Origin of the sequence: Massiliimicrobium timonense, from assembly GCF_002160865.1 — a bacterium.
In the GTDB taxonomy this organism is placed as follows: Bacteria; Bacillota_I; Bacilli_A; order Erysipelotrichales; family Coprobacillaceae; genus Allocoprobacillus.
On the sequence record NZ_NFLJ01000019.1, the window covers coordinates 1 to 24,683 of the forward strand.

Genomic DNA, 24,683 nt, shown 5'->3' on the forward strand with positions numbered 1-24,683 from the left:
CAGGAGAAATGAAGAAGCGTTATGGATTTATCTATGTCGATAGAGATAATGAAGGACATGGAACGTTAGAAAGAAGCAAAAAAGATTCTTATGACTGGTATAAGAAAGTGATTGCTTCTAATGGTGAAGATTTAGATTAAAACATGAAGAAGGAATGAATTTCCTTCTTTTTTTGTTTTGATAAATTTAAAAAAATTTGAAATAAAAAAAGAAAAATGAAGTCTTTTTTGCGTATATATAAATTAGGGAGGGAAATAAAAATTTACAAATATTTACTTATAGCAAATATAATGATATAATTTTTATAGACCTTCCTAAGGGAGGAACATGAATAATGTCTGTTTTAAAGAAAGATCATGTTATGAGGGATTTTTTTGGACATCCGGGTCATTTTGCTGATTTTTTAAATGTTTTATTTTTTGATGGACAAAAGGTCGTTGATGCTTCATACCTGTTTCCATACCAAAATGATAAAACTTATGCAGATTATCATTTTTCAATCGAAAAAAGAAATGATATCACAATGAAATGGGATACAGGATTCTGGCAGATTCTTATTAACATGGAAGCACAAAGTCAATCAGATTATACAATGACTTCGAGAATTTTATTGTATGATGCTCTTAATTATGCTTTGCAGGATAAGCATCAAAAAGGTTGTCGTTTCATGCTTGTTATAAGTTTAGTGTTGTATCATGGTGAAGGAAAATGGAAAGCTTTGACATCATTAATGGATCGTATTGAAGCACCAGAATATCTTAAAAGACTTGGTAATGATTGGAAAATAAGAGTTGTTGATCTTAAAGAATTGGATTATCGTCTTTTTAGAAATCAGGAGAACAGGCAGCTGATCAAGGGATTACAATTGATCTGGAAAAAGAATGTAGCAGGGCTTCAAAACATGGTTGTTACAAAGGGAGTTGCTAAGGTATTGGCAACTTTAACGGGACAGGAAGAATTGGTTGAAATTATTGAAAAGGAAGGTGAAGAAAAAGTGGAAATGTATTCATTGTGGAAGGATGCCATTCATATAGGAATGGAAGATGGTAGAAAAAAAGGGAAAGAAGAAGGAATTAAAACAGGACGTGAAGCAGGAATTAAAGAAGGAATGAAAGAAGGAATTAAAACAGGGCGTAGAGAAGGACAACAGATGTTGATTCTTAATTTACTGCAAAATGTACTTGGACAGTTGACACCAGAAATCAAAAAACGTATTCAACAATGTGATGAACATATGTTGCAGGTTATAGGTATGCATATTCATCAAATACATAATGAACAAGATGTTTTAAAACTTTTGATGTGAGTTGTTGCATAGTGATTTTATCTGATATGGATAAAGGAAATGATGTTTAAGTATTCTTTACTTGCAAGAAGATGGGGTATTTTGGATAATGAGTTGTTAAAAGGAAGATGAAAAATGGAAATGTATTCATTATGGAAAGATGCCATTCATATAGGAATGGAAGATGGTAGAAAAAAGGGGAAAGAAGAAGGAATTAAAACAGGACGTAGAGAAGGACAACAGATGTTGATTCTTCATTTACTGCAAAATGTACTTGGACAGTTGACACCGGAAATCAAAAAACGTATTCAACAATGTGATGAACATATGTTACAGGTTATAGGTATGCATATTCATCAAATACATAATGAACAAGATGTCTTTAAGTTGCTTATAACATGCTATAAAAACAATAAAGAAAGGGTTTAAAAAATCCTTTCTTTATTGATGCTGATTCTCTAACCAATTTTCTTTTTTTATACCATAAATAATGCCAATAGCATCAGCTAAGAACCAGCCAATAGGGATGGCCCACCAAATTGCCACCGTTCCCCATAATGGTGCAAAAGCATAAGCTAAAACAACACGTGTTCCTAAAGAAGCAATTGTCAAAACAACAGAAATACCCGGTTTTCCAATACCACGATAATAACCATAAAGTAAAAATAAACATCCAATACCTAAATAACACATACCTTCAATTTGCAAATATTGTACACCTTGACGAATAATTTCTACTTCTTCTGGATGAATAAAAATAAGCATCAATGTTGGAGCGAATATATAGACAATCAATGAAATCAACAAACAAAAAATTCCTGAAATAATAACAGCGGATTTTAATCCTTTTTGAATACGTTGTTGTTGATGAGCACCTTGATTTTGAGCGATAAAAGTAGAAAAAGCATTACCAAAATCTTGTACAGGCATATATGCAAAAGAGTCAATTTTTACAGCTGCAGCAAAAGCAGACATAGTGATGACACCAAAACTATTGACTAATCCCTGAATCATTAAAATACCAAAATTCATAACAGATTGTTGAATACATGTGAGGAGAGAGTAATCTTTAATTTTCATAAAAATATCATAGTCAAAATAACAATGCTGACGTGCTGGTAAAAGATCTTTTTGTTTTATAAAAACATAAATCATAATACCAAAGCCACTGACACCTTGAGCAATAATGGTGGCTAGAGCTGCACCACCAACACCCATATGAAATGATACAATCAAATAAACATCTAAAAAGATATTAATTAAAGTTGCCACAGCAAGAAAATAAAGAGGAACTCTTGAATTACCTAAAGCTCTTAATAAAGATGCAAAATAGTTATAAAGAAAAGTAAAAAAGAAACCAATGAAAATAATAAAAAGATAATCATAGCTTTGTTGATAAATATCCTGAGGAATATTCATGAAATGAAGAATAGGGTGGATACAAAGTAGACAAAGTATTTCTAATAAAATAGAAAACACAGCAATACCAATAAAAGAAATAAAAAAAGATGTTTTCATTTTATCTATTTGTTGACCACCATAGTACATTGAAAATAAAATACCACTTCCCATACATAATCCTAAAATAATAGATGTTAAAAAAGTCATTAAAGTAAAAGAAGATCCAACTGCGGCTAAAGCATCAGAACCTAAAAATTGTCCTACAATAAATGTATCAGCAACATTATAGAACTGTTGTAATAAATTTCCTATAATCATAGGAATAGAAAATAAAATTAATGATTTTGTAATAGAACCCTGTGTTAATTGATTATTCATAAAAAAACTCCTACAAATTCTCTGTAATCAATGTAGACAATGTTTGTGCATACTCATCCATAGATTCAAAATTCCCTTTTTGCAGCCATTCCCTTAATAACATCATAAAGCCACCAATGAATATATGAAGTCTTCTTTTGGTTTCTGGAGAAAGAGAAAACTCCTGTTGTAATTCTTGAATCATTGCATCTCTCATTTCATTATAAAATTCAAATGTAAAATCCTGATTAGATAAAATACAGTATGTTTCATAGTCATTCTTTAAAATATCTAAAATTTTCATTAATAATGTATTGAGCTGTTCAACTAATGTCAGCTTATGATTTTTACGTGTAAAATATAAAATCTGTTCAATGAATTCACGTTGAAAACTCTCTAGTAAATCCTTTGTATCTAAATAATGGGCATAGAATGTCCCACGACTAATATTGGCTTCATGAACAATATCAGTGACTGTCACTTTGCTGGCAGGTTTTTCTTTTAAAAGATCAATAAAAGCTTTTTTTATTAATAATTTTGAACGTGTTGCGTTACGATATTCAGTTCTCATTCAAATCCCCTCCTTCAATATTGGACAGTTTGAACCAATGTGTCTAATATTGTATAAATCATGAATATGTGTACATTGTATACATATTTTAAATCTATTATAATATATTTAAATAAGAAAAGTATATAAGAATTTTGTAATATACGTCAAAAGGAGGAATGCTTATGATGAATTTTTATCGCTTGAACCATCGTCTACAACAGATGACTTTAAAGATTTTAAAGAATCTTTGTCATCGTCATGATATTGTGATTGAAGATGGTGATTTAAAGATTATTTTACATTTAATCAAAGATAATCCTCATACTGTCTTAAATGATGAGTATACTCCTATTTTGTTATCAGAGATTTCACAAAAAACAAGTCAAAAAACATGTTTAAGTTTTAAACCTCTGTTAGATCAAAGTTATTTACTTAAGGAGATTGAATAGCCACGTTTGGTGGCTTTTTTTGTTGTTTCATGAAAAAGAAAATGCTAAAATGTGCAATGGGTGAAGGAAATATGAAAACAATTGCAATTGTAGCAACAGGAGGAACAATTGCTGGTAGGGGACAGATAGGAAAAGCTGTTGCCTATCATGCAGGTGAAATGGATGTCAATGAAATTATTCAATCCATTCCCATGTTGAATCAAGTTGCACATATTAAAGAATATCAGTTAATGAATGTTGATAGTAATGAAATGACACCACAGCGATGGCTTGTTTTATCTCAAAAAATTAATGAACTTGTAAGACAAGATGATATTGATGGTATCGTTGTCACTCATGGAACAGATACTTTAGATGAAACAGCTTATTTTTTAACCTTAACTTTACATACATCTAAACCTGTTGTTGTTACAGGGGCGATGCGACCAGCTACAGCGACTAGTGCAGATGGACCTTATAATTTATATCAGGCTGTTTGTCTGGCTGCTCATGATGAAGCAAGAAATCAAGGTGTTATGGGACTTTTTTCAAGTACAATATTTTCTGGTAGAGATATCCAAAAGGTGAATAACTATAAAGTCGATGCTTTTGAACAAAAAGCTTTCGGATGTTTAGGCTATATGCAAGATCATGAGGTTCATTTCTTTTCTAAAACATTTAAAAAGCACACCATACATTCCTTATTCTCATCATTTGATTATCATGATTTACCAGCAGTAGGAATTGCTTACTTTTATGCTGGAGCAAGTCATGAAATTCTTTATTCTTTGGCTTTGAATCATCAGGGAATCATTTTAACGGGTTCAGGAAGTGGAAATTACAGTCAAGACTGGTTACATGCTATTGAGGACTTATCAAAGCAAGGTATTATATTTGTACGTTGTTCACGAGTTTCACAAGGAATTGTTTTTGATGATGAAGTTTTTGATCCCCATCATCTTTGTATTCCAGGTAATACATTAACACCACAAAAAGCGAGAGTCTTATTGATGTTAGCTCTCACATATACTCATGATTTAGATAAAATAAAGGAGTTATTTAATGAATACTAAACAGAAAGGAATCATTTTTACAATGATTGCGACGATTTTATTTGGTATCACACCAGCAGTTGGAAAATTAACTTATGCAATGGGTAATAATGGTGTTCAATTGGCTTTTTTAAGACATCTTTTTGTATTGCCACTCTTTTTTATTATTGTGGTTTATCAAGGGCAATCTTTTCGATTAAATAAATCACAATGGCTGGATGTTTTTAAAGTAGGTTTTTTTGGTAATACATTAACAATTGTGATGTTATATTCTTCTTATGAATATATTGGTGTAGGAAGTGCTACGGTTTTACATTTTTTATATCCACTTTTTGTTGTTTGTATGAATTTTGTTTTGTATCATCAAAAATTAAATAAACAACAATTATGTTGTCTGGTCTTAGCTATTATTGGAATCTTTTGTTTTATGGACTCATCTTCATCATCCTTGATGGGCGCTTTATTAGCAATTTTATCCGGTGTCTTTTTTGCATACTATATGGTAGGAATGGACCATTCTTCGATTCGTTATATGAGTCCGTATGTTTTTAATTTTTATCTTGTTTTGATGAATTCCATTGTTATTTTTATTTTGGCTTTCTTACTTGGACGTATAACAATATTACCCATCCAAGCGTATATTCTTTCGGGAGTTGTGGCAGTTTTAACATCTTTAGTTGGTGTTGTTTTACTTCAAAAAGGTATTTATTGTTTAGGGGCTTCTTTGACAGCTATTTTATCGACATTAGAACCTATCACAAGCATTGTTGTGGGGGTTGTCTGGTTGAATGAAAGTTTAACATTATTAAAGATTATTGGTTGTATTCTTGTTTTATTCTCTACTTTTATATTAGTTAAAGCTCAAAATCAAAAGGAGGATATTTAATGACATTAGAAGAACTTATTCATGATTTATCTCAACAATCGTCATTTCTACTAGCTATTGATGGCATGAGTGGAAGTGGGAAAACAACTTTAGCTCATCATCTGGCACAGAAATTTCATGCGCAAGTTTTTCATATGGATGATTTCTTTTTGCCATTAGAAATGCGTACACCTGAAAGATTACAGCAATCGGGCGGAAATGTTCATTATGAGCGTTTTTTAGAAACTGTTTTAAAGCCTCTTTCTTGTCAGCAGGATGTTGATTATCAGCCCTTTGATTGTCAAGCGATGACTTTGAAAAAGAGTGAACATAAATCTTATTGCCCTTTTTGTATTGTTGAGGGTAGCTATGCTTTGCATCCCAGTCTGCAGTCTTATTATACTCATGCAGTTGTGTTAAAAATATCAGCCGATACACAAAAAGAACGTTTGTTAAAGCGAAATCCAGAAAAAATAGAGATGTTTATCAATAAGTGGATACCACTTGAAAATCAATATTTTCAAGCTTTTGATCTTTTTGGTCAGTATCCTGTTTTAGATGCAACACATATTTTTTAATTCCCTGCATAGAATGTAGGGGTGATAAAGTGATTTTAAATGAAGAAGAAGTACAAACAGGGTTATCGTTTGTTTTAAAAGATGTTTTTAAAAAATATGATATTGTGATGCAGGAAATGCATATCAAATTAGCTGATGAAAAACTATTGATGAATGCTGTTTTATTGTATAATCAATATCATGTAGATGTTGTTTGTGATTTTCAAATACAATATGAAAATCAAAGTTTTATTTTTAAAAATATTCATGGCAAAATAGAATACCTGTTTTTACAATTTCCAATAATAAGTTTTTTGAAATCATTTTTGAAAGATTCACATATAATCTTTCAAGACAATCAAATTCAGTATCAAATAGCTTTACCTATTCAACAAATGCATATGGGAGAAGGATATTTATCTATTCTATTAAAAAACAATCAAAGTGTTTCACTTTGATTGTTTTTTAAAACTTCATCAATCAAACCGTATTCTAAAGCATCATAAGCATTCATGAAATAATCACGATCAGTATCTTTTTTGATACGACGTAAGGATTGAGATGTCATTTGCGATAGCAGACGGTTTAATTTGTCTTTTTGTTTTAAGATATGACGTGTAGAAATTTCTATATCACTGGCTTGACCTTGTGCACCACCTAGTGGTTGATGAATCATGATTTCACTATTTTCTAAAGCATAACGTTTTCCTTTTTTTCCAGCTGCCAATAAAAAAGCACCCATACTTGCTGCTAAACCAATACTAATTGTTGACACATCACATTTGATAAAGTTCATTGTATCAAAAATGGCTAATCCAGCCGATACACTACCACCTGGTGAATGAATATACATATCAATATCAGCCTGTTGATCAAGGGATTCTAAATATAACAGCTGACTAACAATAGAACTGGCCATTTCATCATTGATTTCACCGCAAAGCATAATAATACGATCTTCCAGCAATCTGGAAAAAATATCATAGGCATACTCCTTAGAATTCTTTTTTAATATCACTGTGGGTATAAAATGCATAAAGTTACCTCCATAATTCATTATAGAGAAATTTGTGTGGATTATTCATAGAAAATTGATTTTTTCTTGGGTTAATATTGAGTTAAGCAAAGTTAAAAAACAAGAAAAGATTTTCGCTCTTGTGAAAAAATTTATATAAAGCGCACAACTTTTATTGATTTATTTGGGTTTGTGGACTATAATATAGACATAAATTATTAGTAAGGAGGATGTCATAAAAATGGCAGTAAAAGTAGCAATTAACGGTTTTGGACGTATTGGACGTCTAGCATTCAGACAAATGTTTGGAGCTGAAGGATATGAAGTAGTTGCAATCAACGACTTAACAGATCCTAAAATGTTAGCACATTTATTAAAATATGATTCAGCTCAAGGTAAATATGCTTTAGCTGATACAGTAGAAGCTAAAGAATCTTCAATCGTAGTAGATGGAAAAGAAATCGAAATCTACAAAGAAGCAGATGCTTCTAAATTACCTTGGGGAGAATTAGGAGTAGATGTAGTATTAGAATGTACAGGTTTCTATACTTCTAAAGCTAAATCTCAAGCTCATATTGATGCAGGAGCTAAAAAAGTTGTTATTTCTGCACCAGCTGGAAATGATTTACCAACTGTTGTATTCGGAGTAAACGAAGGAACATTAACTGCTGATGATACAATCATTTCAGCTGCATCTTGTACAACTAACTGTTTAGCACCTATGGCTAACGCATTAAACAAATTAGCACCAATCAAATCTGGTATCATGTTAACAGTACATGCTTATACTGGTGACCAAATGGTATTAGATGGACCTCATAGAAAAGGTGACTTAAGAAGAGCACGTGCTGCTGCAGTTAATATCGTGCCTAACTCAACTGGAGCTGCTAAAGCTATCGGTTTAGTTATCCCTGAATTAAATGGAAAATTAATCGGTTCTGCTCAACGTGTACCTGTTCCTACAGGATCTACAACTATCTTAACTTCAGTTGTTGAAGGTGAAGTTACTGTAGAACAAGTTAACGAAGCTATGAAAGCAGCTGTAACTCCATCATTTGGATACACTGAAGAACCATTAGTATCTTCAGATATTATTGGAATGACTTATGGTTCATTATTTGATGCAACTCAAACTATGGTTAAAGCATTAGATAACGGAACTACTGAAGTTCAAACTGTTGCTTGGTATGACAACGAAAATTCTTATACTTCTAACATGGTTAGAACTATTAAATATTTCGCTGAATTAACTAAATAATTTAGAAACTTCTTGGGAGTACATTGTATTCCCAAGATTTTTTTATGTCAAAAGATGATTTGAGTCTTTTAACAAATGTATGTCAGATATTTTTTATCATATATTTTGAAAGATAAAATGATATATAGTAAGATAATGCCTAAAGAAAAGAGGTGTTAAAACATGAATACATCTGTTTTGATTGGTATTATGATACCATTTATTGGGACAACATTAGGTGCGGCCTGTGTTTTCTTTATGAAACAAAAAATGGATAATCGTGTTCAAAAAGTTCTGCTGGGATTTGCTTCTGGAGTGATGATTGCTGCTTCAGTCTGGTCACTTTTGATTCCAGCTTTAGATATGTCAGCAAGTTTAGGAAAATTATCTTTTATACCTGCGGCAGTTGGTTTTTTATTGGGAATTTTCTTTCTATTATTTTTAGATCGTACTATTCCACATATGCATTTGGATCATCAGGTAGAAGGAAAGAAATCTCACTTGCAACGTACAACAATGTTAATTTTAGCAGTCACAATGCATAATTTTCCTGAAGGGATGGCAGTTGGAGTTGTTTTTGCAGGAGCCTTGATGGGAAATAGTGATGTTTCTATTGCTGGAGCAATTGCCTTATCATTGGGTATTGCGATACAGAATTTTCCAGAAGGGGCTATTATTTCTATGCCGTTAAAAAGTGAAGGAGTGTCTAAAGGAAAAGCCTTTATGTATGGTACTTTATCAGGTATTGTTGAACCTATGGGTGCTATATTAACGATTGTCCTGTCACAGTTTTTTGTGCCGATCTTGCCTTATCTGTTATCTTTTTCCGCTGGCGCAATGGCATATGTCGTTGTAGAAGAGCTGATTCCTGAAGGTTCACAAGGTACACATTCAAATATTGCGACGATTGGCTTTGCGATTGGATTTGTTATCATGATGATATTAGATGTAGCATTAGGCTGATGAGTTGTGCTATAATGATATAAATTGATATGAGGTGACAAAAATGGACTTGCATGAATCAGGTGAAATGTATTTAGAAACGATTTTAATTTTAAAGAATCAAAATGAATATGTCCGTTCTATTGATATTGCACATACCATGGATTTTTCTAAACCAAGCGTATCACGTGCAATCAAACTTTTAAAAGAATCTCAATTGATTGTTGTAGATGATAAGGGATATATTGATTTTACTGATGAAGGACGTCGTATTGCAGAAAAAGTATATAATCGTCATCAGATTTTAACGGCTTTTTTGATTTCTATTGGTGTAAGCGATAAACAAGCTGAAGATGATGCTTGTCGTATTGAACATATTATTAGTGATGAAACACAACAATGTATTCAAAATTTTTTAAAGAAGCAGTCTTAGGATTGCTTTTCTTTGTTTCAAGAAAATAGTGGCTTGTGAGTTAAAAAAATGATGAATCTATGGTAGAATAAGAAAATGAGGTGGAAATATGGATGATTTTCAGTTTGAGTATGATCAAAAAAAGAAAACAAGATTAAAAAAAGGACCTATATGTGTTCTTATGTGTATCATATGTTTAATGATAGGTGGAGTTGCTGGCTATTTTATACATGGCTTTCAAATGAGTTATCATCACGATGAGAGTGATATTTATAATGAAATTGCTCAAATTATTGAAAGTGATTTTTTGGATACCAGTGATTCCAAAATGAGTTTGCAGGAACGTATGCTAAGTGGTATGGTTTTAGCTTTAGGAGATCCTTATTCTTCTTATTTATCATTAGAACAATCACAATCTTTAAATGCATCTATTAATGGGACATTTGAAGGTATTGGTATTACTTTTACAATGGTTGATGATGGGGCTATTGTTTTAGATGTTTATCAAGATACACCTGCTAAAAAAGCAGGAATTTTAAGTGGTGATATCATCACTCATATTGAAGGAACATCTATTGCAGGATATAGTTCTGATAAAGTCAAAGAAATGATTCAAGGGGAAAAGCAGAGTCAAGTCAAGTTACGTTTGTTGAGAGATGGAAAAGTTCATGAAGTGACAGCAGTTCGTCAAAATGTGGATACTTCTGTTACTTCTTCCATTATGACAATCAATCATCAATCAGTTGGTTATTTGCGTATTGTGACTTTTGGTGAGAATATAAGTGAAAATATAGAAAAGATTTTGCAGGAGATGAAGGCACAGAATGTTGAAAAAATCATTATTGATTTAAGAGATAATAGTGGTGGTTATTTAAATGCGGCACAAGAAATTTTAGACTTGTTTATACCTAAAGGGCAGATTCTTTTCTCTTTGGAAGATAAGGATGGAGAGAGTGAAGAATATAAAGCGACAAGTCGGGAAAAATATGTTTTTGAACAGGGTTATATATTTGTCAATGATCAAACAGCAAGTGCATCAGAAGTATTGAGTGCTGGATTAAAGGAAAATTTGGGTTATCTTTTGGTTGGGGAAACAACTTATGGAAAAGGGGTTGCGCAAACACAGGTGACTCTCTCTCAATCAGCAGTTTTAAAATATACTCATGAAAAATGGTTGACACCACATGGGACATGGATTAATGGAACAGGGTTAAAACCGGATTATGAGGTTAGTACAACAAGTATTCAAGATTTTCATTTTGGTGAAATGACAACATCTTATCAATATGATGATGTTGATGATAATATTCAATATATGCAAGAAATGTTGAAAGCATTAGGGTATCCTGTAGAACGGCAGGATGGATATTTTTCAAAACAAACAACAAAAGCCTTACAGGCATTTGAAAAAGATTATCATTTAACACAGGATGGTGTGTATTCTACCAATGACCGATTTATTTTATTGAGTGCTTTAACTTATCATTTATATCAAGAAAAAGAGGATGCTTATTTACAAAAAATGAATCAATTGATTCAATAGGAGGTGATAAGAATGGAAAAATTTAAATTGGTTTCGCAGTACTCTCCAATGGGAGATCAGCCTACAGCTATTAAGCAACTTGTCGAAGGTATACGAGCTGGTAAAAAAGAACAGGTTTTATTAGGGGGAACAGGAACGGGAAAAACTTTTACCGTTTCTAATGTGATTGCACAGGTGAATAAACCGACACTGGTTCTGGCTCATAATAAAACTTTGGCAGGGCAGCTGTATTCGGAATTGAAAGAGTTTTTTCCAGAAAATCGTGTAGAGTATTTTGTTTCTAATTTCGATTTTTATCAGCCAGAGGCTTATATTCCTAAAAGTGATACTTATATTGATAAAAATGCAAAGACAAATTATGAAATTGAAATGTTACGTTCCGCAGCAATGAATTCTTTGTTAGAAAGAAGGGATACCATTGTTGTGGCTTCAGTGGCTTCAATTTATGGATTGGGAAATCCAGAACAATATCGTGAAATGATTTTTTCTTTACGTGTAGGACAAGAGATTGATCGTCGTGAACTGTTGACTTATCTTGTTGATCGTCAATATCAAAGAAATGATATTGAACAGTCTAAAGGAACTTTCAGAGTACGTGGAGATGTTATTGAAATTGTACCCGGACATACAGAAAGCTGGTTGATTCGTATTGAACTGTTTGGGGATGAAGTAGAAGGAATCAGTGAGGTTGATCCTTTAACAGGAAAGGTTTTAGGACGTTATAAAACATATACGATTTATCCAGCATATGGTTATGTGACGAAAAAAGAACAGATGTTACGCGCCTGTGACACGATTTCAGAGGAATTAAAGGAGCGTCTACAATATTTTAAAGATGCGATGAAACCTTTGGAATATGAACGTCTTGATCAACGTACCAGACATGATATTGAGATGTTAAGAGAAGTAGGAATGTGTCCCGGTATTGAAAACTATTCTCGTCATATTGATGGACGTCTGGCAGGACAGCGACCTTATACACTGATTGATTATTTTCCAGATGATTTCTTGATGATTATTGATGAGAGTCATGTGATGTTACCACAGGTGAGAGGGATGTTTAATGGGGATCGCAGTCGAAAAGAAACGTTGGTTGAATATGGTTTTCGTTTACCAAGTGCTTTGGATAATCGACCATTGCGCTTTGAAGAATTTGAAGATATTATTCATCAAGTCATCTATGTTTCAGCAACACCGGGTGATTATGAATTAGAAAAAACTCATGGAGAATATGCTGAACAGATTATTCGACCAACAGGATTATTAGATCCAATTATTGATGTTCGTCCAACAAAAAATCAGATTGATGATTTGATTGATGAAATTCATGAACGTATTGAAAAAAATGAACGTGTGCTTATTACAACACTGACAAAACGTATGGCCGAGGATTTAAGTGCCTATTTAAAAGAAGTAGGGTTAAAGGTGGCTTATTTACATTCAGATACGAAGACTTTAGAAAGAACGGAAATTCTAAGAGATTTAAGACTTGGTAAATATGATGTTTTAGTAGGTATCAACTTATTAAGAGAAGGTTTAGATTTGCCAGAAGTTTCACTTGTCTGTATTTTGGATGCTGATAAAGAAGGGTTTTTAAGAAGTGAACGTTCTTTGATTCAGACGATTGGTCGTGCGGCTAGAAATGCGAATGGAAAGGTTATTATGTATGGAGATCATATAACAGAATCTATGCAAAAAGCAATTGATGAAACCAATCGTCGTCGTCAGATTCAAGAAGCTTATAATAAGGAACATCATATTATTCCACAAACAATTCATAAGGAAATTCATGATTTGATTCAAGGAAAGGAAACAATGGAGGAAGCTTCATCGTTGCTTCAAAAAGGTAAGAAAGCGACAAAACAGGCGAAAAAGAAATTGATTGATGATTTAGAAAAAGAAATGAAAGAAGCGGCGAAAGTTCTTGACTTTGAACGTGCAATGGAATTAAGAGATATTATTTTAGAACTTAAAGGTGAAAAATCATGAAAATAGATGTTCTCGCAAAAACTGTTTTTGATGATATTATAAGTCATGGTGGTCAAGTTTATATTGTAGGCGGATCAGTGCGTGATGATGTCCTGGGATGTCAGGATCTTCATGATATAGATGTAGAAGTTTATCATATTTCATATCAACAACTTTGTGATATTTTACAAAAATATGGGCAAGTCAATACTTTTGGTCAGTCTTTTGCGATTGTTCAATTGGATACTTTACCTCATTATGATTTTGCTTTACCACGTCAAGAAAAGAAAACAGGTGTCAAACATCAAGATTTTGAAACAATGATTGATCAAAATTTACCAATAGAAAAAGCCATTTTAAGACGTGATTTAACGATTAATGCTTTAATGTATGATTATCAACAAAAAAAGATTATTGATTTATGTCATGGTTTAGATGATATCAAACATCATATCATCCGTTGTGTTGATGCTTCACGTTTTATTGAAGATCCATTACGTGTTTTAAGAGTGGCTCGTTTTGTCGCAAAGCTACAATTTCAAGTCGATAGCCAAACTAAAGAGCTTTGTCGACAAATGGTTTCTCAACATATGTTAGATCATTTGTCTGTTGAAAGAATTTATCAAGAATATTGTCAAATCCTTATGACAGACATGCCTTCACTTGGATTTCAGTTTTTAAAAGAAATCGGTGCCTTACCACCTTATTTACAAGCCCTCACAACAACGCATCAACGCTTAGATTATCATCCTGAAGGTGATGTCTTTACGCATACCATGCTAGTCATTGATGTAGCTAGTCATGTCAAGCAAAAAACTGATCATCCTTTATGGTTTATGTGGGCATGTTTATTACATGATATTGGTAAGCCACTTGTCACAACAAGTGATGGTCATGCGCCATTACATAATGAAGCAGGTGTTCAAGTTTTTCATGGTGTGCCTTTGATTACTTCTAAAAAAGAAAGACAATATATTTCAACAATGATTATGTATCATATGCATTTAATGAATATGTCACGTCATCAAGCCAGAGATATATCTTATTTAAGGTTATTAAAGAAAATTGATGGAAAAGTTTCAATGAATGATTTGATTTATATCAGCTGTTGTGATAAGTTAGGTAGAGGAAAAGTTGCCCAAGAACAATATGATGCTTTTTGGACTTTTATTCAGGATAAACAACAGCGCTTAGGGTGCCAGGCGATGCCTGCTTTGATAGATGGTCATGATTTGATTGAATATGGTTTCCATAATCATCAATGTTTTAAAGATATGCTGGAAGAAGCTTATGATTTACAGTTACAGGGTTATAGTAAGGAAAAGATATTAAGGAGTTTGAAAAAGTATGAACAAAGATAAAATTATTATCAAAGGTGCAAGAGTAAATAATTTAAAAAATATAAATGTTGAAATTCCACGTGATCAATTGGTAATTATGACGGGATTATCAGGGAGTGGAAAAACCTCTTTAGCCTTTGATACGATTTATGCCGAAGGACAAAGACGCTATGTAGAATCTTTAAGTGCCTATGCCAGACAATTTTTAGGTGGAATTGAAAAACCGGATGTCGATAGTATTGATGGTTTATCTCCTGCCATTGCGATTGATCAGAAAACAACTTCTAACAATCCACGTTCAACAGTTGGAACAGTAACAGAGATTTTTGATTATTTAAGACTCCTTTATGCCAGAGTTGGTCATGCTTATTGTCCAACTCATCATGTTTTGATTGAATCACAGACGATTAAGCAGATGGTAGATACCATTGATCAGTATGAAGATGGTACAAAATTACAAGTTCTGGCAAGAATGTGTCGCAATCAAAAAGGAACGCATAAGGATTTATTTGAACAGCTTGTTAAAGATGGATTTTTGCGTGTCAAAGTGGATGGAGAAATGCGTCTTTTAGATGAAGATATTGTTTTGGATAAAAATAAAAAACATAATATTGATGTTGTGGTGGATCGTATTATTAAAAAAGAAGGATATCGTTCACGTTTGGCTGATTCTTTAGAAACAGGATTAAAATTAACAGGGGGAGAAGTGATTGTTGAAAACTTGAATGAAAAAACAGAAAAGCTTTTTTCTCAACATTTGGCTTGTCCTTATTGTGGATTTAGTGTTCCTAAATTAGAACCACGTTTATTTTCTTTTAATAACCCTTTAGGTGCTTGTCCAGATTGTAAAGGAATTGGTGTGAAAAATGAAGTTGATAATGATTTATTGATTCTAGACTGGTCATTAAGTATTAATCAAGGTGGTATTCGTTATTTTAAGACATCAGTAGGAACTGATCGTATTGAATGGCAGAGATTTCTGGTTTTATGTCGAGAATATCATATTGATTTAGATAAACCACTTAAAGATTTTAGTAAGAAAGAATTAGATATTATTTTATATGGTTCTGATAAACCTATTACATATACATTACAATCAAGTTCAGGTAATGTTTCTAAAACAACCAAACCTATTGAAGGTGTGAAAACATTGATTCAAAGACGTTATGAAGAAACAACATCGTCATGGTCTAAAGAATGGTATGCGTCATTTATGGCTGAACATACTTGTCCGACATGTCAAGGTAAACGTTTAAATGAACAGGTTTTAAGTGTTCAGGTAGGTGGTTTAAACATCAGTGAATTTACAGATATGTCCATTGAAAAAGCTTTGGACTTTGTACAGAACTTAAAACTGAATGAAACGGAAACAAATATTGCCAGATTAATCATCAAAGAAATCAAAGATCGCTTGACTTTCTTAAATGATGTCGGTTTAGGATATTTGACTTTATCCAGACGAGCAGGTGGTTTGTCTGGAGGAGAAGCGCAACGTATTCGTTTAGCAACACAGATTGGTTCACGTTTAACAGGTGTTCTTTATGTTTTAGATGAACCATCAATTGGTTTACATCAAAGGGATAATGAAAAGTTAATTAAAACGCTTTGCAATATGCGTGATTTAGGTAACAGTGTGATTGTTGTTGAACATGATGAAGATACGATGCGTGCTTCTGATTATATTATTGATATTGGTCCGGGAGCAGGTGTTCATGGTGGAGAAGTTGTGGCTGCTGGAACCCCAGAAGAAGTGATGAAGAATCCCAATTCTATTACTGGAAAATATCTTTCTGGTGAATATAAGATTCCAGTTCCTAAAAAACGTCGTAAAGGAAATGGCTTATTTGTAGAAGTCAAAGGGGCTAAGGAAAATAATTTGAAGAATATCAATGTGAAATTTCCATTAGGAAAATTTGTTTGTGTGACAGGTGTTTCAGGAAGTGGAAAGTCAACATTGGTTAATGAGATTTTATGTAAAGCGATGCGTGCCAAATTGTATCATTCTAAAGAAAAGCCCGGTAAACATAGAGAAATATTAGGACTGGAAAATGTTGATAAAGTGATTGAAGTGTCACAAGATCCTATTGGACGTACACCACGTTCCAATCCAGTCACTTATACAGGGGTCTTTGATGATATTCGTGAATTATTTGCGAAGACACCGGAAGCCAAAATGCGTGGATATGATAAAGGACGTTTTTCTTTCAATGTGAAAGGTGGGCGTTGTGAAGCTTGTCAAGGTGACGGGGTCAAACGTATCAGTATGCACTTTTTACCAGATGTCTATGTTCCATGTGAGGAATGTGGTGGTAAGCGTTATAATGAAGAAACTTTACAAGTGACATATAAGGATAAAACAATCTACGATGTTTTGGAAATGACGATTGAGGATTCATTGTCTTTCTTTGATAATTTACCTCGTATTCGTTCTAAATTACAAACAATCTATGATGTAGGGTTAGGTTATATTAAATTAGGACAAAGTGCAACAACATTGTCCGGTGGTGAAGCACAGCGTGTCAAACTGGCTAGTGAATTACAAAAGAAAGCTACAGGAAAAACGGTCTATATTTTAGATGAACCAACGACTGGTTTACATAGTCATGATGTGGCACGTTTAATTGAAGTTTTAAATCGTATTGTTGATCAGGGCGATACTGTGATTGTGATTGAACATAATCTGGATGTGATTAAAGTTGCTGATCATATTATTGATTTAGGATTGGAAGGTGGCGATAATGGTGGTACAATTGTTGTATCAGGTACACCAGAAAAAGTTGCTGCCTGCCAAAAAAGTCATACAGGACGTTTTTTGAAAATGGTTCTGGAATAGGAGGAAAATCATGGGAAAGTCAGTCAAAATCAAAGATCTATTAAAACCGACTTTGTTTCATCAAGTATCAGGGGATGAAACAGCGTTGGAAAGAGAGGTTTTTGTGCCAGAAATGAATCGTCCTGGTTTTGAATTAGCAGGATTTTTCAAGCACACTGATTTTAGAAGAATTATATTATTTGGTGAAAAAGAGATTTCTTTCGTGAAAGAAATGAGTAAAGAATCACAGTTAGCTTGTTTTTCTAAACTGGCTAATGATGAAACACCTTGTATCATTATTGCGAAAGGGTATGAATGTCCAGAAATATTAAAAAATATAGCCATCAAAAGAAATTTTCCAATTTTTGAAACAACACAGGCGACAGGACGTGTTTCCATTGATTTAACAGGAACATTGGATGAAGCTTTAGCTGCTGAAACATTGATGCATGGTGTTTTCTTAAATATTTATGGAAAAGGTGTTGTGATTCGTGGTGATAGTGGTATTGGGAAATCAGAGATTGCATTAGAACTAATTAAGCGTGGACATTTTCTAATTGCAGATGATGCTGTAGAACTTTATCATATTGGTCAAGGTATTGTGGGACGTGCACCAGAAGTCTTACGAAACTTATTAGAAATACGTGGGATTGGTGTCATTGATGTTTCTAAGATGTTTGGGGTGGCATCTGTTTTACCAAAGGATAATGTTGATTTGATTATTCAGTTAGAACGCTGGTTACCTTCACGTGAATATACGAGAATTGGGATGGAAGAAGATGATGTGATGGAAGAAATCTTAGGAATACAAATTCCTAAAATTGTCGTGCCAGTCACTGGTGGAAGAAGTATGTCGGCCATTATTGAAGCTGCTGTGATGAATATGCAATTAAAAGATTCTGGATTTGATTCAAGTAAAGAATTTGTGAATCGTATTCTTGATAATATCAAAAATAAATCGTCATGACATTTTTTGAAGATTTTTCAACGTTTGTATCCATTGGACCGATTCACATTCAATGGTATGCGGTATGTATTCTCACAGGAGCCTGTATTGCCTATTTTCTAGGTCAATATCGCTTTAAGCAGTTAGGCTATGCTTCATCTATTCTATCTGATTATTTCTTTGCTTTATTGTTGATTGGTATTGCTGGAGCAAGAATCTGGTACGTTATTTTTACTTTTGATGAAATGTATGCCACTTCGCCTTTAGAGATTTTTGCGATATGGCATGGTGGTTTGGCTATTCAAGGAGGTATTATTGCCGGACTGATTTATAGTTATTATTTCTTTAAAAAGCATGATATTCCCTTTTTCATTGCCGGTGATGCAATTATGCCGGGCGTATTAATTGCACAGGCCTTTGGTAGATGGGGTAATTTTTTCAACCATGAAGCCTTTGGAGGAGAAGTCAGTTTACAATTTTTACAGTCCTTACATCTTCCTCAATTTATTATTGATCAAATGTATATTCAAGGAGCTTATCATCATCCAACCTTTCTGTATGAATCGATTGGTAATTTAATGGCTTTTGTTTTGATTGTTTTTGTCATTCGTCGTTTTCAAAAGCATGTTGGTATTCAATTCTTTAGTTATTTCTTATTTTATGGATTGGTTCGTTTTCCAGTGGAAGGATTACGTACTGATAGTTTGATGTTTGGACCGATTCGTATGGCACAGCTGATTTCGGTTGTTTTTGTGGTCGTTGGTATTGGTGGTATTCTTTATCTCCATTTCAAAGGAAAACCTATCAGTTATATTGATAAAAATGTGGAGTGATTCACATTTTTTTCTTTTTTCTATTGTTCATGAATATTTCATATAAAGAGCGTATAATCAAAATATGAGGTGATTTTATGCATAACTCTGCAAAGAAGATTATTAAACAATATCATGATAATCAGGAGGTTTATCGTTCTTTAAAACATGATATAGAAGATATTTTTACACGTATTATTGAAACGCATCATTTTCGTATTTCTAATATGGCTATTAGAATTAAAAGTGAAGATGCTTTGATGAAAAAGATTACTTACAAGAATAAATATCAGGATATTTCACAGATTACTGATGTTGTTGCATGTCGAATCATTACTTTGTTTGAAAATGATGTTGATCGTATTTATGAATGTGTTAAGGATAATTTTGATATTGTTGAATATAATGATAAAAGAAAAAAGAATTATGATGATCGTATTGATTTTGGATACAATTCTTTACATTTATTGATTAAATTTAATGATGAAAGATGTCAGCTCATAGAGTATTCAGCTTATCAGGATATTGTCTTTGAATTACAAATTCGTACAACATTACAACATTCATGGGCTGAAATTGAACATGGTTTAGGATATAAATCACAATATGAGATTCCTAAAGATATTCGTAGACGATTAACACGTCTTTCAGCATCATTAGAATTGTTAGATGAAGAATTTGTACAGATTGCAAAAGAAGTGGATGAATATAATAAAGGAATTGTACATATTGAAAAAGTTTTAAAGACGGATATTAATGCTAATTCTTTAGCTCAATATGTCAATACATCACCACGTATTAATAATATTTTAGAAAAATTGCATACAGAATTTCAATTTCAGTTTGAACGTGATTCTGAATTGATTTCACAATCTCGTATTGTTCAAAGATTTCATTATATGGGATATACCTATATTAATGAACTAGATGATTTTGTGGAAAATCATCTTAAAGAGATTGAATGGCTTTCTCGTGAACGAATTGAAAATTATAAAGAGCATCAAAAAATTAATATCTACAATGTTTTGATTTGGATTTCGTTGGTGATGTTGGCAAATGAGGGATCAGCTGATCCAGAGAACATTTTTACTCAGGAAAGTATTGAACGTTTACAAGTTTTAAAAGAATTGATTGAAGAAAAACAGATGAGTGTGTCATAAAATAAGTGAAAACATGTGAAAAAACGTTGACATGAATCATAAAACGGTATAGGATAAAAAAGAAAATAAAAGAATTAGAGGCAGCAATGCATCAGAGTACCATTGGGAGTTGGCAGACTGTGAACAATGGGAAAGGTAATCATTGCCGAAAGGTAGTTATTGGCAAATAATTATCTTGGGGTTATAGGAAAGACTTATAACACTCCTTCATCGAGGTGGAGAGGCGCTATTAATATGATCAATAGTCGTGTTAATAGCACGACTTTTATTTTTAAATAGAATAGAGGAGAGATAAAAATGAAAAAGATTGGAAAAACTTTAATAGCTATGGCGATGGTTTCATTGTTGTTTGGATGTGGTGGTCAACAACAGGAAACAGCTGAGAGTGAACAATTTGTGGTAGGAATGGAATGTTCCTATGCACCATTTAACTGGCAGACAAGTCAAGAAAGTGAAACAACTGTATCATTGGGGAATGCTGGTTATGCTGATGGTTATGATGTACAGATTGCTAAAAGAATTGCTGATGATTTAGGAAAAGAATTGGTGATTAAGAAAATTTCATGGGATGGATTATCAGTGGCTTTGGAATCTGGAGAAATTGATGCCATTATTGCAGGAATGACAGCGAATGAAACAAGAGAAGAAGGTATTGATTTTACAACACCATATTATGATAGTGAAGGTATGATTATGATTGTACGTAAAGATGGTGAAGAAGCTAAGTTTACTGATATTCAACAGTTTAGTGGTAAAAATGTTGTTGGACAAAAAGGAACAAATTATGATGATGTCATTGATCAGATCAAAGGTGTTCATCATGCTACAGCAAAAGCCACTTATCCTGAAATGGTTGTTGCTTTACAACAGGGAGATGTTGATGGAATCACTGCAGAAATGGCTGTTGCTGAAGGTGTTGTTTCAGCCAATAAAGATTTAACAATTGTACATTTTGATGAAGGAAAAGGTTTTGAATGTGATACAACAGTATCTATTGGTTTAAAAGAAGGAACAAGAGATAGTGAATTCTTTAAACAGGTACAGGCATCTTTAGATAAAATTACTCCAGAAGAAAGAAAACAATTAATGACTGAAGCTGTGAATAGACAGCCAGCAGGAGAATAATTTATGAGTATTGATTTTGTAAAAGCATGGGAAATATTTATTGAAAATATTCCTTTGTTTACTTATGGTATTCAAATTACTTTATTATATGCCATTGTAGGAACTGTTTGTGGTTTTCTTATAGGGTTAGTTGTAGGTGGTATTAGAGCTATTGAAATCAATGACTATGATTCTCCATTCAGTCAATTACTTAAACGTTTTGGGAAACTGATTACAGGTTTTTATATCTGGGTTTTTAGAGGAACACCAATGATGGTTCAAGCCATGTTCTTATATTATTTATTAAAACCTGCTTTCAATTGGACTCCTTTAGTTGCTGGATTATTCATTATCTCTATTAATACAGGAGCATATATGGCTGAAATCATTCGTGCCGGTATTCAATCTGTTGATGCAGGACAGAGTGAAGCTGCAAAGAGTTTAGGAATGACAACAAGTCAAACACTTATATCAGTGATTTTCCCACAAGCCATTAAAAATACATTTCCATCAATTGGGAATCAGTTAATTGTCAATATTAAAGACAGTTCTATGTTGAATGTTATTTCAGTAACAGAATTATATTTTCAAACAACATCTGTGGCAGGATCAAATATGAAATATATTGAATGTTTCTTGGTTGCTGCAATCATTTATTTATTTTTAACAACGATCAGCACCTTTATTTTAAATTATATCGAAAAAAGATTAAATTCTAAAAAACAAAGCAAGGACTTTTGCAGTTAGGAGATATTATGGATGCAATTATTCAAGTACAACATTTAAAGAAAAGATTTAAACAATTAGAAGTTTTGCATGATATCAATTTTGATATACATAAAGGTGAAGTTGTGACAATTATTGGTTCAAGTGGAAGTGGAAAATCAACATTATTACGTTGTATTAACTTATTAGAACGATTAGATGATGGACATATTTTATATCATGGACAAGATATTTTAGGTCATCATTTTGATGTCAATGCCTATCGTTCTAAAGTTGGCATGGTGTTTCAGGGATTTAATTTATTCAACAATTTAACAGTATTAGAAAACTGTATGATTGGACAAATCAAGGTTTTAAAAAGAAATAAAGAAGAAGCGAAACAAATGGCTTTCAAATATTTAGAAAAAGTGGGTATGAGTGCTTTTGCAAATAAAAGCAGTGTACAATTATCAGGTGGGCAAAAACAAAGGGTTGCTATCGCAAGAGCGTTATGTATGAGTCCTGAAGTTTTGCTTTTTGATGAACCAACAAGTGCATTAGACCCAGAAATGGTTGGCGATATCTTGAACATTATGAAAGAACTCGCTGATGAAGGTTTGACAATGATTGTTGTTACTCATGAAATGGAATTTGCAAAAGATGTATCAACACGTGTTGTTTTCATGGATCAGGGTGTGATTGCAGAAGAAGGAACACCTGAACAAATCTTCGAACATCCTCAAGAAGAACGTACACGAACATTTTTAAAACGTTATTTAAAAGCAAATGGATAAAGTATCAGAAATGATACTTTTTTTGTTGACATTGACCTAAGGGGATAGTTTATGATAAAACTAGGAGATGAAATGAGATATGAAAATACAGGAAGTTTGCAGTCAATGTCATGTGACAAAAAAAGCCATTTATTATTATGAAAAACAACAGTTACTTCATGTTTATAAAAATCAAAATGGATATCGTGAATTCAATGACGAAGATATTCAAAGATTAAAGGAAATTGTAATGTATCGTAGCTGGTCTATCTCTATTGCAGATATCCGTTATTTACTAGATTTAGATATTGATAAGAAAAAAGAATATCTTCAACAGATTTATAAACAAAGACAAAAAGAACTTTCTTATCAACAAGAAAGTTTAAAACAATTACGTTATTTTATTGAAAGGGATCATATTGAAGATACTTTTTCAATAGATGATATATATCAGATCATGTCCGATAATATTCCTCAACCATTCTTTGATATGTTTTATGAGCATTTTTCACCTTATCTTCATATTCGTATTCATACGCAAAAACAGCAGAAAGCTTATGATTGTATGATTGATTTTTGGGATCATTTCCATATCAAAATACCTTTCTCCTATCGTTTGTTGATGTTGATGTCTAGAATGAATCGTAAACAGTTGAAACAAGTATGGCATGATGTCAATGTATATAAAAATCAATTGTTAGACTCAGAAGATGCCTATGAATCCATTAAGCAAATGGTTATCAAAAACTATGAGTTACAACAAAAATGGTGGTATCGTATATTGAGCTATCCAAATCGTCAGATGAAGATCAGATTAAGAGATAGTGGCTATTATGATATTTTGATACCTGCCATGTGTGAATTATCTGATGAATATGATCAATACTATCATCGCCTTATGGAACTCAATCAAAGAGTTTGTCAAGAATTGCATCTTTATTATGATTCAAAGTTTCGGCTTATAAAAAAATAAAGCCGAAGCTTTATTTTTTCATTAAACCATCAGCAAATGATAGCGGAAGTCCAAAAACAATACCAGTATTTGGATTGTCAATTCCTCCTACCGAATCATCCACAGTTTTACGGACAAGATCAACTTGACTATCATCAACAATAAAGAAGATGGTTTTGCTTTCTGGACGTGGATTTTCAAGGAATAGACGCAATGAGCCTAAAAGATAACTTTCATCAGAATCATCAATCGTTTTAATCATACCGGTTGATTCAATAATGGTTCCTCCACGTACACCTGCTCTTTTTAAGTTCGCAAGTAAATCATCTAAGCGATCAAGTTTATTTAAAACAACAACAATAACCTGCATATTTATCACCACCTAAGTCTATTATATCTCTTGTTTTGATAAATATCTAGTTATTATCATGAATTTGGTTTATAATAAAACATATGGTAAGGGG

The 24,683-nt window shown here is 32.7% G+C and carries 26 protein-coding genes and 1 riboswitch; of the genes, 22 read left to right on the forward strand and 4 right to left on the reverse strand.

Annotated elements, in window-relative coordinates; all coding sequences use genetic code 11:
* The 3 genes from B5E75_RS14420 to B5E75_RS07420 all read left to right on the forward strand — a co-directional run.
* On the forward strand, positions 1-140 hold a 140-nt coding region (locus B5E75_RS14420), incomplete at its 5' end, for a family 1 glycosylhydrolase (RefSeq protein ID WP_143746947.1).
* 194 nt (positions 141-334) lie between these two features.
* A complete protein-coding gene (locus B5E75_RS07415) occupies positions 335-1,306 on the forward strand; it encodes an Rpn family recombination-promoting nuclease/putative transposase (protein WP_087358122.1) in 972 nt (323 codons plus the stop codon).
* A gap of 114 nt (positions 1,307-1,420) precedes the next feature.
* Positions 1,421-1,714 carry a DUF4351 domain-containing protein gene (locus B5E75_RS07420; RefSeq protein ID WP_087358123.1) on the forward strand — a complete coding sequence of 98 codons (294 nt, stop codon included), beginning with the start codon at positions 1,421-1,423 and terminating at the stop codon, positions 1,712-1,714.
* 12 nt (positions 1,715-1,726) lie between these two features.
* Here B5E75_RS07420 and B5E75_RS07425 read toward each other — a convergent pair whose 3' ends face one another.
* Entirely contained in the window at positions 1,727-3,064 is a 1,338-nt protein-coding gene (locus B5E75_RS07425; RefSeq protein WP_087358124.1) for an MATE family efflux transporter, read from the reverse strand.
* A 10-nt stretch (positions 3,065-3,074) separates the two neighbouring features.
* The gene (locus tag B5E75_RS07430) at positions 3,075-3,614 is read right to left on the reverse strand and encodes a TetR/AcrR family transcriptional regulator (RefSeq protein ID WP_087358125.1); all 540 of its coding nucleotides are present in this window, start codon (positions 3,612-3,614) and stop codon (positions 3,075-3,077) included.
* A gap of 164 nt (positions 3,615-3,778) precedes the next feature.
* Here B5E75_RS07430 and B5E75_RS07435 point away from each other — a divergent pair, with 164 nt between their 5' ends.
* The 5 genes from B5E75_RS07435 to B5E75_RS07455 all read left to right on the forward strand — a co-directional run bounded on the left by B5E75_RS07435 (position 3,779) and on the right by B5E75_RS07455 (position 6,956).
* Positions 3,779-4,045, forward strand: coding sequence for a DUF2624 family protein (locus B5E75_RS07435; RefSeq protein WP_087358126.1), 267 nt, complete (start codon positions 3,779-3,781; stop codon positions 4,043-4,045).
* A gap of 71 nt (positions 4,046-4,116) precedes the next feature.
* Positions 4,117-5,097 carry an asparaginase gene (locus B5E75_RS07440; protein WP_087358175.1) on the forward strand — a complete coding sequence of 327 codons (981 nt, stop codon included), beginning with the start codon at positions 4,117-4,119 and terminating at the stop codon, positions 5,095-5,097.
* The gene (locus B5E75_RS07445) at positions 5,087-5,962 is read left to right on the forward strand and encodes a DMT family transporter (RefSeq protein ID WP_087358127.1); all 876 of its coding nucleotides are present in this window, start codon (positions 5,087-5,089) and stop codon (positions 5,960-5,962) included. The genes B5E75_RS07440 and B5E75_RS07445 overlap by 11 nt, the downstream gene beginning before the upstream one ends.
* The gene (locus B5E75_RS07450; protein WP_087358128.1) at positions 5,962-6,519 is read left to right on the forward strand and encodes a uridine kinase family protein; all 558 of its coding nucleotides are present in this window, start codon (positions 5,962-5,964) and stop codon (positions 6,517-6,519) included. The genes B5E75_RS07445 and B5E75_RS07450 overlap by 1 nt, the downstream gene beginning before the upstream one ends.
* 29 nt (positions 6,520-6,548) lie before the next feature.
* Positions 6,549-6,956, forward strand: a complete 408-nt coding sequence (locus B5E75_RS07455; RefSeq protein WP_087358129.1) for a hypothetical protein — start codon at positions 6,549-6,551, stop codon at positions 6,954-6,956.
* On the opposite strand, the gene B5E75_RS07460 is transcribed toward B5E75_RS07455, so the two are convergent.
* A complete protein-coding gene (locus B5E75_RS07460) occupies positions 6,938-7,534 on the reverse strand; it encodes an ATP-dependent Clp protease proteolytic subunit (protein ID WP_087358130.1) in 597 nt (198 codons plus the stop codon). The two genes, B5E75_RS07455 and B5E75_RS07460, sit on opposite strands and share 19 nt — an antisense overlap.
* 220 nt (positions 7,535-7,754) lie before the next feature.
* On the opposite strand from B5E75_RS07460, the gene gap reads away from it, so the two are divergent.
* The 14 genes from gap to B5E75_RS07530 all read left to right on the forward strand — a co-directional run bounded on the left by gap (position 7,755) and on the right by B5E75_RS07530 (position 24,240).
* Positions 7,755-8,771 (forward strand): type I glyceraldehyde-3-phosphate dehydrogenase, encoded by a 1,017-nt coding sequence (gene gap, locus B5E75_RS07465; protein WP_087358131.1) that lies wholly within the window; start codon positions 7,755-7,757, stop codon positions 8,769-8,771.
* A gap of 162 nt (positions 8,772-8,933) precedes the next feature.
* Positions 8,934-9,713 (forward strand): ZIP family metal transporter, encoded by a 780-nt coding sequence (locus tag B5E75_RS07470; RefSeq protein ID WP_087358132.1) that lies wholly within the window; start codon positions 8,934-8,936, stop codon positions 9,711-9,713.
* A gap of 43 nt (positions 9,714-9,756) precedes the next feature.
* Positions 9,757-10,125 (forward strand): metal-dependent transcriptional regulator, encoded by a 369-nt coding sequence (locus tag B5E75_RS07475; RefSeq protein WP_087358133.1) that lies wholly within the window; start codon positions 9,757-9,759, stop codon positions 10,123-10,125.
* Between the two features lie 88 nt (positions 10,126-10,213).
* A complete protein-coding gene (locus tag B5E75_RS07480; protein WP_087358134.1) occupies positions 10,214-11,647 on the forward strand; it encodes a S41 family peptidase in 1,434 nt (477 codons plus the stop codon).
* A gap of 12 nt (positions 11,648-11,659) precedes the next feature.
* On the forward strand, positions 11,660-13,636 hold the full coding sequence (uvrB, locus tag B5E75_RS07485; protein WP_087358135.1) for an excinuclease ABC subunit UvrB: 1,977 nt from the start codon (positions 11,660-11,662) through the stop codon (positions 13,634-13,636).
* The gene (locus tag B5E75_RS07490) at positions 13,633-14,976 is read left to right on the forward strand and encodes a CCA tRNA nucleotidyltransferase (RefSeq protein WP_087358136.1); all 1,344 of its coding nucleotides are present in this window, start codon (positions 13,633-13,635) and stop codon (positions 14,974-14,976) included. The genes uvrB and B5E75_RS07490 overlap by 4 nt, the downstream gene beginning before the upstream one ends.
* Positions 14,963-17,788 carry an excinuclease ABC subunit UvrA gene (gene uvrA, locus B5E75_RS07495; protein ID WP_087358137.1) on the forward strand — a complete coding sequence of 942 codons (2,826 nt, stop codon included), beginning with the start codon at positions 14,963-14,965 and terminating at the stop codon, positions 17,786-17,788. Before B5E75_RS07490 ends, uvrA begins: the two co-directional genes overlap by 14 nt.
* Before the next feature lie 10 nt (positions 17,789-17,798).
* Entirely contained in the window at positions 17,799-18,734 is a 936-nt protein-coding gene (hprK, locus tag B5E75_RS07500; RefSeq protein WP_087358138.1) for an HPr(Ser) kinase/phosphatase, read from the forward strand.
* Positions 18,731-19,546, forward strand: coding sequence for a prolipoprotein diacylglyceryl transferase (gene lgt, locus B5E75_RS07505; protein ID WP_087358139.1), 816 nt, complete (start codon positions 18,731-18,733; stop codon positions 19,544-19,546). Before hprK ends, lgt begins: the two co-directional genes overlap by 4 nt.
* Positions 19,547-19,623: 77 nt before the next feature.
* Complete coding sequence (locus tag B5E75_RS07510) at positions 19,624-20,685, forward strand: GTP pyrophosphokinase (RefSeq protein ID WP_087358140.1); 1,062 nt, start codon at positions 19,624-19,626, stop codon at positions 20,683-20,685.
* A 67-nt stretch (positions 20,686-20,752) separates the two neighbouring features.
* Positions 20,753-20,922, forward strand: a riboswitch (Lysine riboswitch).
* Positions 20,923-20,982: 60 nt separating this feature from the next.
* Positions 20,983-21,810: a transporter substrate-binding domain-containing protein gene (locus B5E75_RS07515; protein ID WP_087358141.1), complete on the forward strand. Its 828-nt coding sequence runs from the start codon at positions 20,983-20,985 to the stop codon at positions 21,808-21,810.
* Between the two features lie 3 nt (positions 21,811-21,813).
* Positions 21,814-22,536, forward strand: coding sequence for an amino acid ABC transporter permease (locus B5E75_RS07520; RefSeq protein WP_087358142.1), 723 nt, complete (start codon positions 21,814-21,816; stop codon positions 22,534-22,536).
* Between the two features lie 8 nt (positions 22,537-22,544).
* Positions 22,545-23,288, forward strand: a complete 744-nt coding sequence (locus tag B5E75_RS07525) for an amino acid ABC transporter ATP-binding protein (RefSeq protein WP_087358143.1) — start codon at positions 22,545-22,547, stop codon at positions 23,286-23,288.
* Positions 23,289-23,367: 79 nt separating this feature from the next.
* On the forward strand, positions 23,368-24,240 hold the full coding sequence (locus tag B5E75_RS07530) for a MerR family transcriptional regulator (protein ID WP_087358144.1): 873 nt from the start codon (positions 23,368-23,370) through the stop codon (positions 24,238-24,240).
* Positions 24,241-24,250: 10 nt separating this feature from the next.
* On the opposite strand, the gene B5E75_RS07535 is transcribed toward B5E75_RS07530, so the two are convergent.
* The gene (locus B5E75_RS07535) at positions 24,251-24,589 is read right to left on the reverse strand and encodes a hypothetical protein (protein WP_087358145.1); all 339 of its coding nucleotides are present in this window, start codon (positions 24,587-24,589) and stop codon (positions 24,251-24,253) included.
* Between the last annotated feature and the right edge of the window lie 94 nt (positions 24,590-24,683).

Bases quoted from the DNA above. Each gene is read 5' to 3' on its own strand.
- gap (WP_087358131.1), top strand. From the start codon at position 7,755: ATGGCAGTAAAAGTAGCAATTAACGGTTTTGGACGTATTGGACGTCTA.
- B5E75_RS07530 (WP_087358144.1), top strand. From the start codon at position 23,368: ATGAAAATACAGGAAGTTTGCAGTCAATGTCATGTGACAAAAAAAGCC.
- B5E75_RS07435 (WP_087358126.1), top strand. From the start codon at position 3,779: ATGATGAATTTTTATCGCTTGAACCATCGTCTACAACAGATGACTTTA.
- B5E75_RS07480 (WP_087358134.1), top strand. From the start codon at position 10,214: ATGGATGATTTTCAGTTTGAGTATGATCAAAAAAAGAAAACAAGATTA.
- B5E75_RS07535 (WP_087358145.1), bottom strand. From the start codon at position 24,589: ATGCAGGTTATTGTTGTTGTTTTAAATAAACTTGATCGCTTAGATGAT.
- B5E75_RS07445 (WP_087358127.1), top strand. From the start codon at position 5,087: ATGAATACTAAACAGAAAGGAATCATTTTTACAATGATTGCGACGATT.
- B5E75_RS07420 (WP_087358123.1), top strand. From the start codon at position 1,421: ATGGAAATGTATTCATTATGGAAAGATGCCATTCATATAGGAATGGAA.
- B5E75_RS07415 (WP_087358122.1), top strand. From the start codon at position 335: ATGTCTGTTTTAAAGAAAGATCATGTTATGAGGGATTTTTTTGGACAT.
- uvrA (WP_087358137.1), top strand. From the start codon at position 14,963: ATGAACAAAGATAAAATTATTATCAAAGGTGCAAGAGTAAATAATTTA.
- B5E75_RS07440 (WP_087358175.1), top strand. From the start codon at position 4,117: ATGAAAACAATTGCAATTGTAGCAACAGGAGGAACAATTGCTGGTAGG.
- B5E75_RS07470 (WP_087358132.1), top strand. From the start codon at position 8,934: ATGAATACATCTGTTTTGATTGGTATTATGATACCATTTATTGGGACA.
- B5E75_RS07425 (WP_087358124.1), bottom strand. From the start codon at position 3,064: ATGAATAATCAATTAACACAGGGTTCTATTACAAAATCATTAATTTTA.
- B5E75_RS07510 (WP_087358140.1), top strand. From the start codon at position 19,624: ATGCATAACTCTGCAAAGAAGATTATTAAACAATATCATGATAATCAG.
- B5E75_RS07450 (WP_087358128.1), top strand. From the start codon at position 5,962: ATGACATTAGAAGAACTTATTCATGATTTATCTCAACAATCGTCATTT.
- B5E75_RS07430 (WP_087358125.1), bottom strand. From the start codon at position 3,614: ATGAGAACTGAATATCGTAACGCAACACGTTCAAAATTATTAATAAAA.
- uvrB (WP_087358135.1), top strand. From the start codon at position 11,660: ATGGAAAAATTTAAATTGGTTTCGCAGTACTCTCCAATGGGAGATCAG.
- B5E75_RS07515 (WP_087358141.1), top strand. From the start codon at position 20,983: ATGAAAAAGATTGGAAAAACTTTAATAGCTATGGCGATGGTTTCATTG.
- B5E75_RS07520 (WP_087358142.1), top strand. From the start codon at position 21,814: ATGAGTATTGATTTTGTAAAAGCATGGGAAATATTTATTGAAAATATT.
- B5E75_RS07460 (WP_087358130.1), bottom strand. From the start codon at position 7,534: ATGCATTTTATACCCACAGTGATATTAAAAAAGAATTCTAAGGAGTAT.
- B5E75_RS07490 (WP_087358136.1), top strand. From the start codon at position 13,633: ATGAAAATAGATGTTCTCGCAAAAACTGTTTTTGATGATATTATAAGT.
- hprK (WP_087358138.1), top strand. From the start codon at position 17,799: ATGGGAAAGTCAGTCAAAATCAAAGATCTATTAAAACCGACTTTGTTT.
- B5E75_RS07475 (WP_087358133.1), top strand. From the start codon at position 9,757: ATGGACTTGCATGAATCAGGTGAAATGTATTTAGAAACGATTTTAATT.
- B5E75_RS07525 (WP_087358143.1), top strand. From the start codon at position 22,545: ATGGATGCAATTATTCAAGTACAACATTTAAAGAAAAGATTTAAACAA.
- lgt (WP_087358139.1), top strand. From the start codon at position 18,731: ATGACATTTTTTGAAGATTTTTCAACGTTTGTATCCATTGGACCGATT.